We start from the raw sequence: 11,582 nt of genomic DNA, 5'->3' as shown, positions 1-11,582 counted from the left end.
TCAGCTGGGCCCGGCCTTGTAGCCGACACCGCGCACGGTCACCACGATCTCCGGCCGCTCCGGGTCCTTCTCGACCTTCGACCGCAGTCGCTGCACATGCACATTCACCAGCCGGGTGTCGGCGGCATGCCGATAGCCCCACACCTGCTCAAGCAGCACCTCACGGGTGAACACCTGCCACGGCTTACGGGCCAGCGCCACCAGAAGATCGAACTCCAGCGGCGTCAGCGCTATCGACTGGCCGTCCCGCTTCACCGAGTGCCCCGCCACGTCGATCACCAGATCGCCGATGGCCAGCTGCTCCGGCGCCGGTTCCTCGGAACGCCTCAGCCGCGCCCGGATCCGGGCCACCAGTTCCTTCGGCTTGAACGGCTTGACGATGTAGTCATCCGCCCCGGACTCGAGCCCGACCACCACATCAACCGTGTCGCTCTTGGCCGTGAGCATGACGATCGGCACCCCGGACTCGGCCCGGATCAGCCGGCAGACCTCGATGCCATCCCGTCCGGGCAGCATCAGATCGAGCAGCACAAGATCGGGCTTGGTCTCGCGGAAGGCGGCAAGAGCCTTGTCGCCGTCCGACACGAACGACGGTTCAAAGCCTTCGCCGCGCAGCACGATGCCGAGCATCTCTGCCAGTGCGGTGTCGTCGTCGACGACAAGGACGCGTCCCTTCATATCGACATCATCCCATTACCCGATCGTGACCTGGCCCACAGCTCGGCGATACCGTCCGCGGTGACCGGGGAAACCACGCCGTCCTCGGTGACGATCGCCGTCACCAACTCCGGTGGTGTGACGTCGAAGGCCGGATTGTGGGCCTGTGTGCCCAGCGGAGCGACCGGCACTCCGGTGCCCGCCTCCTGCCCGGCGATGGGGACATATGGAATTGTGATATCTGTCACCTCATGTCCAGGACGCTGTTCGACCTCGATCGCGGCTCCGTCGGGAGTGGCCGGGTCAACCGTGGTGGTCGGAGCTACCACCACGAACGGCACGTGGTGGTAGCGGGCCAGCACCGCGAGCGGATAGCTGCCCACCTTGTTGGCCACCGAGCCGTCCGCGGCGATCCGGTCCGCACCGATCAGCACCGCGTCCACCTCACCGGCCGCGAAGAGCGAGCCTGCCGCGTTGTCGGCGAGCAGCGTGTACGCCATACCCGCACGTGCCGCCTCGTACGCGGTCAACCGCGCCCCCTGGAGCAGGGGCCGGGTCTCGTCCACCCAGAGCCGCCGCAGCTGCCCCGCCCGGTGCACCGCCTTGACCACGGCGAGGGCGGTCCCCTCGCCTCCGGAGACCAGGGCGCCGGTGTTGCAGTGGGTGAGGATCCGATGACCTCCGGCAGGCAGCAGCTCTTCGAGGAGCGCCTGACCACGGGCCGCCATGCGCTCGCTGGCCTCGGCGTCCTCCCGGTGCAGAACACGGGCCTCGGCAAGAACCGCCGCGGCAGCCTGCACGTCGTCCGCGTCATCCCTGAGCGCAGCGTGATACGCGGCGACGGCACGGCGGACGCCATAGGCGAGGTTGACGGCCGTGGGACGGGCATGGGCGAGTGATTCGGCGGCCTCGTCCACATCGAAGCCGCGGGCCGCGGCGAGCGCGATCCCGTATGCCCCGGCAAGGCCGAGCAGCGGGGCGCCGCGCACGGCGAGGGAGCGGATCGCCTCCACCAGCGCCGGCACATCGGTGCACACCAGATCGACCTCTTCGGCGGGCAGCCGGGTCTGGTCGAGAAGTACCAGTACGGGCCCCTCCGGGGGCTCCTCCCAACGCAGCGCCAACGCGATGGGAGGTATGGAGCCTTCCGGGGACACCGGATGCTGATCAGCCATCCGCCCAGTTTGCCTTGTGCGCCACCGACTATTGAAGTGTCGGGCCGCCCCCACTGGCCGGTACGGGGTGGAACGCACCGTGGCACGATGGCTGACATCCGCCCGCCGCGGACGCCGCGGCCGGTCAACGAACAACCTACGGAGCGACGATGAATGACTCTCCGGGCTGGGCCCCGCCCGGATCGTCCCCTTCCGACGAACCGGACCACGGCGCTCAGCAGCAGGGCGAGCCCGCCGACCAGCCCGCCCCGGAGCAGCGAGCATGGGGCGAACAGTGGGCCCGCCGCCAGCCGCCGCCCGGCCGCTGGGCCGCATCGGGAGGCCGCACGCCACCACCGGCGCCGCCAGCTCCCGCGCCGGGTGGCGGATGGGGCACCGGCCGGCGACAGCCGCCCGCTCCCCGCCCCGGTGTCATTCCGCTGCGGCCGCTGGGCGTCAGCGAGATCCTGGACGGTGCGGTGGCCATCATGCGCGCCCACTGGCGAACGGTCCTCGCAATCTCGCTGATCGTCTCGATCGTCACCCAAGGCCTGATCACGGCCGCCACGGGACTCTGGTTCAACGACGGCCGAGGGAACGAGAGCAACGTCCTCGACGATCCGGACGCCACCGTCGGCCAGGCGCTGCGCGCCGTCGGCAACACCCTCGGGGACAGTGGAGTCACCCTCCTGCTCGGCGTCCTCGGAACGATCGTCACCACCGCCCTGCTGACGGTGGTCGCCGCACGGGCTGTGCTGGGCCGGAACGTGTCCGCCGGGGAGGCATGGGCCGGTGCCCGGCCGCACCTCCTTCAGCTGTGCGGGCTGCTCCTGCTGATCCCCACCATCGCCGCGGCCATCATCGCCGCCGGTATGACGCCGGGTCTGCTGCTGGCCGTCGCGGGCGTGCCGAGCGAGGGCGCCGCGCTGGCCTCTCTGGGCGGGCTCGCCGCGGCATGCGTCGCCGCCTGGCTGTGGGTCCGCTTCAGCCTTGCCGCTCCCGCGCTGATGCTGGAGAAGCAGGGGATCATCAAGGCCCTGCGACGCTCCTTCAAGCTGGTGCGCGGCTCGTGGGGGCGCGTCTTCGGCATCCAACTGCTGGCCGTCGTCCTGGTCTTCATCGTCGGGGCCATCGTCGAGATCCCCACCAGTCTGGCCGCCATGGTGATCGGCGGGGACAACGCCATGGACTGGCTGTCCGGCGAATCCGTCTCTGTCGGCTGGACCTTCCTGATCGTGGTCGGCGTCGGCGGAGTGATCAGCTCGACCATCACCTTCCCGATCAGCGCGGGCGTGACGGCCCTCCTCTACATGGACCAGCGCATCCGGCACGAGGCCCTCGATCTCGAGCTCGCCCGCGCCGCGGGGATGCCGGGAGGCTCGGCGGAGGGTCATGGCGAGGACCAGCCGACCGTCGGCTCCACGTCCTGGAACTGACGGCACCACAACAGGCGGGAACGAACGGGGCGTCACCCTACGCCCCCTCACCGCACAGCCCGTCATACTCACAGGCCATCACCTCCCCCTCCGCCCGCTCGGCGCATACGGTCGCTGCTTCTTGGGCGCCTTGACTTGCCGTCAGAGGGCTGTCTGACTGGCTCTCACTGACTACTCTGCGTGACGTCGGCCACGCAGCGCCAGAGCGTTGATGCCTTTTCACTCGATCCGGTGGAACATCCGATCGAGTGGGAACGCAAAAATGCCTCGGTCCCAAGCACAGAGTGCTCGGGACCGAGGCTAAAAATTGTTCGGCGGCGTCCTACTCTCCCACAGGGTCCCCCCTGCAGTACCATCGGCGCTGAAAGGCTTAGCTTCCGGGTTCGGAATGTAACCGGGCGTTTCCCTAACGCAATGACCACCGAAACACTATGAAACACTAAACCGGACCCATATACATCCATACGCATATGGGGGTCGGACGGTTCGTTGCTTCAGAACCAACACAGTGGACGCGAGCACCTGAGGACAAGCCCTCGGCCTATTAGTACCAGTCAACTCCACCGGTCACCCGGCTTCCATATCTGGCCTATCAACCCAGTCGTCTACTGGGAGCCTTAACCCATCAAGTGGGTGGGAGCCCTCATCTCGAAGCAGGCTTCCCGCTTAGATGCTTTCAGCGGTTATCCCTCCCGAACGTAGCCAACCAGCCATGCCCTTGGCAGAACAACTGGCACACCAGAGGTTCGTCCGTCCCGGTCCTCTCGTACTAGGGACAGCCCTTCTCAAGACTCCTACGCGCACAGCGGATAGGGACCGAACTGTCTCACGACGTTCTAAACCCAGCTCGCGTACCGCTTTAATGGGCGAACAGCCCAACCCTTGGGACCGACTCCAGCCCCAGGATGCGACGAGCCGACATCGAGGTGCCAAACCATCCCGTCGATATGGACTCTTGGGGAAGATCAGCCTGTTATCCCCGGGGTACCTTTTATCCGTTGAGCGACGGCGCTTCCACAAGCCACCGCCGGATCACTAGTCCCGACTTTCGTCCCTGCTCGACCCGTCGGTCTCACAGTCAAGCTCCCTTGTGCACTTACACTCAACACCTGATTGCCAACCAGGCTGAGGGAACCTTTGGGCGCCTCCGTTACCCTTTAGGAGGCAACCGCCCCAGTTAAACTACCCACCAGACACTGTCCCTGATCCGGATCACGGACCCAGGTTAGACATCCAGCACGACCAGAGTGGTATTTCAACAACGACTCCACACTAACTGGCGTCAATGCTTCACAGTCTCCCACCTATCCTACACAAGCCGAACCGAACACCAATATCAAGCTATAGTAAAGGTCCCGGGGTCTTTCCGTCCTGCTGCGCGAAACGAGCATCTTTACTCGTAATGCAATTTCACCGGGCCTATGGTTGAGACAGTCGAGAAGTCGTTACGCCATTCGTGCAGGTCGGAACTTACCCGACAAGGAATTTCGCTACCTTAGGATGGTTATAGTTACCACCGCCGTTTACTGGCGCTTAAGTTCTCAGCTTCGCGGAGCCAAAACCCCACTAACCGGTCCCCTTAACGTTCCAGCACCGGGCAGGCGTCAGTCCGTATACATCGCCTTACGGCTTCGCACGGACCTGTGTTTTTAGTAAACAGTCGCTTCTCGCTGGTCTCTGCGGCCACCACCAGCTCAAGGAGCAAAGTCCCATCACCAGCAATGGCCCCCCTTCTCCCGAAGTTACGGGGGCATTTTGCCGAGTTCCTTAACCATAGTTCACCCGAACGCCTCGGTATTCTCTACCTGACCACCTGAGTCGGTTTAGGGTACGGGCCGCCATGAAACTCGCTAGAGGCTTTTCTCGACAGCATAGGATCATCCACTTCACCACAATCGGCTCGGCATCAGGTCTCAGACACATGCAAGGCGGATTTACCTACCTTGCGTCCTACACCCTTACCCCGGGACAACCACCGCCCGGGCTGGACTACCTTCCTGCGTCACCCCATCACTCACCTACTACAAGTCTGGTTCGTCGGCTCCACCACTCCCCTTCACCCGAAGGATCCAGGACGGCTTCACGGACTTAGCATCGCCTGATTCAGCGTTGACGCTTCAAAGCGGGTACCGGAATATCAACCGGTTGTCCATCGACTACGCCTGTCGGCCTCGCCTTAGGTCCCGACTTACCCTGGGCAGATCAGCTTGACCCAGGAACCCTTAGTCAATCGGCGCACACGTTTCCCACGTGTGTATCGCTACTCATGCCTGCATTCTCACTCGTGAACCATCCACAACTCGCTTACACGGCTGCTTCACCCGGCACACGACGCTCCCCTACCCATCACAGCGGCCGTTGGACCACATGCTGCAATGACACGACTTCGGCGGTACGCTTGAGCCCCGCTACATTGTCGGCGCGGAATCACTTGACCAGTGAGCTATTACGCACTCTTTCAAGGATGGCTGCTTCTAAGCCAACCTCCTGGTTGTCTCTGCGACTCCACATCCTTTCCCACTTAGCGTACGCTTAGGGGCCTTAGTCGATGCTCTGGGCTGTTTCCCTCTCGACCATGGAGCTTATCCCCCACAGTCTCACTGCCGCGCTCTCACTTACCGGCATTCGGAGTTTGGCTAAGGTCAGTAACCCGGTAGGGCCCATCGCCTATCCAGTGCTCTACCTCCGGCAAGAAACACACGACGCTGCACCTAAATGCATTTCGGGGAGAACCAGCTATCACGGAGTTTGATTGGCCTTTCACCCCTAACCACAGGTCATCCCCCAGGTTTTCAACCCTGGTGGGTTCGGTCCTCCACGAAGTCTTACCTCCGCTTCAACCTGCCCATGGCTAGATCACTCCGCTTCGGGTCTTGAGCGCGCTACTAAACCGCCCTATTCGGACTCGCTTTCGCTACGGCTTCCCCACACGGGTTAACCTCGCAACACACCGCAAACTCGCAGGCTCATTCTTCAAAAGGCACGCAGTCACGACCGTGCTCCAAAGAACACGGCGACGCTCCCACGGCTTGTAGGCACACGGTTTCAGGTACTATTTCACTCCGCTCCCGCGGTACTTTTCACCATTCCCTCACGGTACTATCCGCTATCGGTCACCAGGGAATATTTAGGCTTAGCGGGTGGTCCCGCCAGATTCACACGGGATTTCTCGGGCCCCGTGCTACTTGGGTATCGCACAAGCAAGTTGCTGACATTTCAGCTACGGGGGTCTTACCCTCTACGCCGGGCCTTTCGCATGCCCTTCGCCTACATCAACAATTTCTGACTCACCCAGCCGCCGGCAGACGACTGAAGTACGAACCCACAACCCCGTACGCGCAACCCCTGCCGGGTATCACACACATACGGTTTAGCCTCATCCAGTTTCGCTCGCCACTACTCCCGGAATCACGGTTGTTTTCTCTTCCTGCGGGTACTGAGATGTTTCACTTCCCCGCGTTCCCTCCACATACCCTATGTGTTCAGGTATGGGTGACAGCCCATGACGACTGCCGGGTTTCCCCATTCGGACACCCCCGGATCAAAGCTCGGTTGACAGCTCCCCGGGGCCTATCGCGGCCTCCCACGTCCTTCATCGGTTCCTGGTGCCAAGGCATCCACCGTGCGCCCTTAAAAACTTGGCCACAGATGCTCGCGTCCACTGTGCAGTTCTCAAACAACGACCCGTACCCCGTCACCCACACCCGAAAGCGCGGTACACCGGGACCGGCCGAAGACACAAGCATTCCTGCCCGTACCTTCAGACACCCAACAGCGTGCCCGACACCCTCACCCCGCCCTATCACGTTCCACGCCGAAGCAGTACTAGCGACCAGAGCAGGCCAAGTGTGCCGAATAGTCAACGTTCCACCCATGAGCAACCGTGCAGGACACTTGCCTACAGTCGGCTATGCGCTCCTTAGAAAGGAGGTGATCCAGCCGCACCTTCCGGTACGGCTACCTTGTTACGACTTCGTCCCAATCGCCAGTCCCACCTTCGACGGCTCCCTCCACAAGGGTTGGGCCACCGGCTTCGGGTGTTACCGACTTTCGTGACGTGACGGGCGGTGTGTACAAGGCCCGGGAACGTATTCACCGCAGCAATGCTGATCTGCGATTACTAGCGACTCCGACTTCATGGGGTCGAGTTGCAGACCCCAATCCGAACTGAGACCGGCTTTTTGAGATTCGCTCCACCTCACGGCTTCGCAGCTCATTGTACCGGCCATTGTAGCACGTGTGCAGCCCAAGACATAAGGGGCATGATGACTTGACGTCGTCCCCACCTTCCTCCGAGTTGACCCCGGCAGTCTCCTGTGAGTCCCCATCACCCCGAAAGGCATGCTGGCAACACAGAACAAGGGTTGCGCTCGTTGCGGGACTTAACCCAACATCTCACGACACGAGCTGACGACAGCCATGCACCACCTGTACACCGACCACAAGGGGGACCCTGTCTCCAGGGTTTTCCGGCGTATGTCAAGCCTTGGTAAGGTTCTTCGCGTTGCGTCGAATTAAGCCACATGCTCCGCCGCTTGTGCGGGCCCCCGTCAATTCCTTTGAGTTTTAGCCTTGCGGCCGTACTCCCCAGGCGGGGAACTTAATGCGTTAGCTGCGGCACGGACAACGTGGAATGTCGCCCACACCTAGTTCCCAACGTTTACGGCGTGGACTACCAGGGTATCTAATCCTGTTCGCTCCCCACGCTTTCGCTCCTCAGCGTCAGTATCGGCCCAGAGATCCGCCTTCGCCACCGGTGTTCCTCCTGATATCTGCGCATTTCACCGCTACACCAGGAATTCCGATCTCCCCTACCGAACTCTAGCCTGCCCGTATCGAATGCAGACCCGGGGTTAAGCCCCGGGCTTTCACATCCGACGCGACAAGCCGCCTACGAGCTCTTTACGCCCAATAATTCCGGACAACGCTTGCGCCCTACGTATTACCGCGGCTGCTGGCACGTAGTTAGCCGGCGCTTCTTCTGCAGGTACCGTCACTTGCGCTTCTTCCCTGCTGAAAGAGGTTTACAACCCGAAGGCCGTCATCCCTCACGCGGCGTCGCTGCATCAGGCTTGCGCCCATTGTGCAATATTCCCCACTGCTGCCTCCCGTAGGAGTCTGGGCCGTGTCTCAGTCCCAGTGTGGCCGGTCGCCCTCTCAGGCCGGCTACCCGTCGTCGCCTTGGTAGGCCATCACCCCACCAACAAGCTGATAGGCCGCGGGCTCATCCTGCACCGCCGGAGCTTTCCACCACCAGACCATGCGGCCGGCAGTCATATCCGGTATTAGACCCCGTTTCCAGGGCTTGTCCCAGAGTGCAGGGCAGATTGCCCACGTGTTACTCACCCGTTCGCCACTAATCCCCGGCCGAAACCGGTTCATCGTTCGACTTGCATGTGTTAAGCACGCCGCCAGCGTTCGTCCTGAGCCAGGATCAAACTCTCCGTGAATGCTTCCGGGCTATCCCGGCAACACATCACGAGAGCGGAACCACCGAAGGAATAGTCCGATGGTTCACAGCGTCCTCGCTGTGTTTTTTCTTCAAAGGAACCTCGTCCAAAATGGACGGGGTATCAACATATCTGGCGTTGACTTTTAGCACGCTGTTGAGTTCTCAAGGAACGGACGCTTCCTTCGAAACCATTTCACCGGCTTCTCCGGGCGCTTCCCTTCGGTGTTTCCAACCCTACCAGATCCGATTTCCGGTCGTTTCCGATCCGAATTCCGTTTCCGGTGGCCGTTGGAGGGCCTTGCCTTTCGGCGTGTTTTCGACTTTAGCAGACGATCATCCGCCGAACCTAATCGGCTTCGCGTGACGCCTGCGGGTGTCAAAAGGTGCTCCGTTTGGATTTCCATCCGCCTACGGAGCGGTTCAGATGCGCTTTAGGGGTAAGCAGACGCTGCTCACCACAACCGTTTAAACCTACCTCCCCGGGCTACCTTAGTCAAGGACTCCGGGCAAGATTTCTTTGTGCGATCCGGCCGGAGCGCCTGTGCACTCCGTTCGCCGCGACCTTCCAACCTACGCTCCGGTGCCACCTGGGTCAATAGATTCCCGGAAGTTTCTCAACGTCGCAGGTCAGAGGGGGTGTGGCCGTCAGGCCGCGAAGGACGACGGTGGGCTCTCCAGGTGCTCCAGCTCAATGCCGGGGGCGGCGAGCACCACGTCGCCGGCGATGTGGACCGTCCGGACCTCTCCGGTGTCCACCTCGCTGACCTGGTACTCGTCCACAACGAGTGGCCCGGTGTCGGTGGCGTGGCCGGTTCTGTCGAGAAGCGCCCAGGACTGATCCAGAGTGAGGGGCGCCAGGACCGGATCGGTGAAGGCCACGAGGCGTACGCGGACTGCCCCGGCGCCCGGTTCCAGGCGCAGCAGTCGGGAGACGGCGACCAGGAAGGCCGGGGAGGCGCCGGTGAAGGAGTGGGCGCGGACATTGCCCTCGGTCGCGTGCTCCCCGGTGGGGTCCGTCCGGACCCAGGTGACCCCGTCCAGAGCGGCGCCCCTGACCTGCCAGCTGGACGCGTGCAGCTCCACCCTGAGCGGGCGGCCGAGCTCGTCGAGGGTGAGGTCCACGGATCCGGTGTGATCGCCGGAGGGTGACGTCCGCTGTGCGACATAGCGCCATCCGCTGGGGCCGGGAGCGCATTGGAAGTGCTCCTCGCCCAGGGGGGCGTGATCGTGCGGGTCGTGGAGGGAGTAGCGGCCGCGGGGCATGGTGAGGTCCTTGACGAGCGTCGGGCCCGCCCGGCCGGATGGCGCGGACGGGCCCTGGGGCCCCCGCCGAGGCGGGGGCCGGGTCAGCGGCCGCCGACGGTCTGGTCGGCGGCGCCGGTGCGATCAGTAGCGGTAGTGGTCGGACTTGTACGGGCCCTCCACCGGGACGCCGATGTAGGAGGCCTGCTCGGGCCGGAGCGTGGTCAGCTTGGCACCGAGCGCGTCCAGGTGGAGGCGGGCGACCTTTTCGTCCAGGTGCTTGGGGAGCACATAGACGTCGGTCGGGTACGACTCCGGCTTGGTGTAGAGCTCGATCTGGGCGATGGTCTGGTTCGCGAAGGAGTTGGACATCACGAACGACGGGTGACCGGTCGCGTTGCCGAGGTTCAGCAGACGGCCCTCGGAGAGCACGATGATCTTCTTGCCGTCGGGGAAGGTCCAGGTGTGGACCTGCGGCTTGACCTCGTCCTTCACGATGCCCGGGAGGGCGGCCAGCCCGGCCATGTCGATCTCGTTGTCGAAGTGGCCGATGTTCCCGACGATCGCCTGATGCTTCATCTTGGCCATGTCGGAGGCCAGGATGATGTCCTTGTTGCCGGTCGTGGTGATGAAGATGTCGGCGGTCTCCACCACGTCTTCCAGGGTGGCGACCTGGTAGCCGTCCATCGCGGCCTGGAGCGCGCAGATCGGGTCGATCTCGGTGATGATCACCCGGGCGCCCTGGCCGCGCAGCGACTCGGCGCAGCCCTTACCGACGTCACCGTAGCCGCAGATGACCGCGACCTTGCCGCCGATCAGTACGTCGGTGGCGCGGTTGATGCCGTCGACCAGGGAGTGGCGGCAGCCGTACTTGTTGTCGAACTTGGACTTGGTGACCGCGTCGTTCACGTTGATCGCCGGGAAGAGCAGCGTGCCGTCCCGCTGCATCTCGTAGAGGCGGTGAACGCCGGTGGTCGTCTCCTCGGTGACCCCGCGGATCTCGGAGGCCAGCTGCGTCCACTTCTGTGGGCTCTCCGCGATGGTGCGGTTCAGCAGCTCGAGGATGACGCGGTGCTCGTCGTTCTCGGCGGTGGCGACGTCAGGGGCGGCGCCGGCCTTCTCGTACTCGACGCCCTTGTGGACGAGGAGGGTGGCGTCGCCACCGTCGTCCAGGATCATGTTGGGCCCACCGGTGGGGGTGCCGGGCCAGGTCAGCGCCTGCTCCGTGCACCACCAGTACTCCTCCAGGGTCTCGCCCTTCCAGGCGAAGACCGGGATGCCCTGCGGGTTCTCCGGGGTGCCCTCGGAGCCGACGGCGACCGCGGCCGCGGCGTGGTCCTGGGTGGAGAAGATGTTGCAGGAGGCCCAACGGACCTGGGCGCCGAGGGCGACCAGGGTCTCGATCAGCACGGCGGTCTGCACCGTCATGTGCAGGGAGCCGGTGATACGGGCACCGGCCAGCGGCTGCTGCTCGGCGTACTCCTTACGGATCGCCATCAGGCCGGGCATCTCATGCTCGGCGAGGGTGATCTCCTTACGGCCGAAGGCAGCCAGTGAGAGGTCCGCGACCTTGAAGTCCTGACCGGAGACGGCTGTCGTCATGAGTGCTGCTCCTCCTCGATCGTGTGCGAGCGAGAGTGG

5 protein-coding genes and 3 rRNA genes are annotated in these 11,582 nt (G+C 63.4%); 1 reads left to right on the top strand and 7 read right to left on the bottom strand.

The features are described from left to right. Positions 1-678, bottom strand: a complete 678-nt coding sequence (gene mtrA / locus ACMTAK_RS30385; protein WP_014061181.1) for a two-component system response regulator MtrA — start codon at positions 676-678, stop codon at positions 1-3. Then, a complete protein-coding gene (gene mtnA, locus ACMTAK_RS30380; RefSeq protein ID WP_413809126.1) occupies positions 675-1,832 on the bottom strand; it encodes an S-methyl-5-thioribose-1-phosphate isomerase in 1,158 nt (385 codons plus the stop codon). The genes mtrA and mtnA overlap by 4 nt, the downstream gene beginning before the upstream one ends. Positions 1,833-1,981: 149 nt before the next feature. Between mtnA and ACMTAK_RS30375 the strand changes: the two genes are divergently transcribed. Beyond that, a complete protein-coding gene (locus tag ACMTAK_RS30375; RefSeq protein ID WP_413809125.1) occupies positions 1,982-3,247 on the top strand; it encodes a hypothetical protein in 1,266 nt (421 codons plus the stop codon). Positions 3,248-3,556: 309 nt separating this feature from the next. On the opposite strand, the gene rrf is transcribed toward ACMTAK_RS30375, so the two are convergent. From rrf to ahcY, 5 genes are all read right to left on the bottom strand, one after another. Then, a 5S ribosomal RNA gene (gene rrf, locus ACMTAK_RS30370) occupies positions 3,557-3,673 on the bottom strand. 98 nt (positions 3,674-3,771) lie between these two features. Further along, positions 3,772-6,891 (bottom strand): 23S ribosomal RNA (locus ACMTAK_RS30365). A gap of 279 nt (positions 6,892-7,170) precedes the next feature. Next, positions 7,171-8,697 (bottom strand): 16S ribosomal RNA (locus tag ACMTAK_RS30360). Together the 16S, 23S and 5S rRNA genes form the textbook arrangement of a ribosomal RNA operon. A 647-nt stretch (positions 8,698-9,344) precedes the next feature. Next, on the bottom strand, positions 9,345-9,962 hold the full coding sequence (locus ACMTAK_RS30355; protein WP_413809124.1) for a hypothetical protein: 618 nt from the start codon (positions 9,960-9,962) through the stop codon (positions 9,345-9,347). A 123-nt stretch (positions 9,963-10,085) separates the two neighbouring features. Next, positions 10,086-11,543 (bottom strand): adenosylhomocysteinase, encoded by a 1,458-nt coding sequence (gene ahcY / locus ACMTAK_RS30350; RefSeq protein ID WP_413809123.1) that lies wholly within the window; start codon positions 11,541-11,543, stop codon positions 10,086-10,088. Between the last annotated feature and the right edge of the window lie 39 nt (positions 11,544-11,582).

The organism is Streptomyces lacaronensis, assembly GCF_047337785.1.
GTDB classification, from domain to species: Bacteria; Actinomycetota; Actinomycetes; order Streptomycetales; family Streptomycetaceae; genus Streptomyces; species Streptomyces lycopersici.
This window is presented reverse-complemented; position numbering and strand designations above follow the sequence as displayed.

Excerpts from the sequence above, each read along its gene's own strand:
- mtrA (WP_014061181.1), bottom strand. The coding sequence starts at position 678 with ATGAAGGGACGCGTCCTTGTCGTCGACGACGACACCGCACTGGCAGAG.
- mtnA (WP_413809126.1), bottom strand. The coding sequence starts at position 1,832 with ATGGCTGATCAGCATCCGGTGTCCCCGGAAGGCTCCATACCTCCCATC.
- ACMTAK_RS30375 (WP_413809125.1), top strand. The coding sequence starts at position 1,982 with ATGAATGACTCTCCGGGCTGGGCCCCGCCCGGATCGTCCCCTTCCGAC.
- ACMTAK_RS30355 (WP_413809124.1), bottom strand. The coding sequence starts at position 9,962 with ATGCCCCGCGGCCGCTACTCCCTCCACGACCCGCACGATCACGCCCCC.
- ahcY (WP_413809123.1), bottom strand. The coding sequence starts at position 11,543 with ATGACGACAGCCGTCTCCGGTCAGGACTTCAAGGTCGCGGACCTCTCA.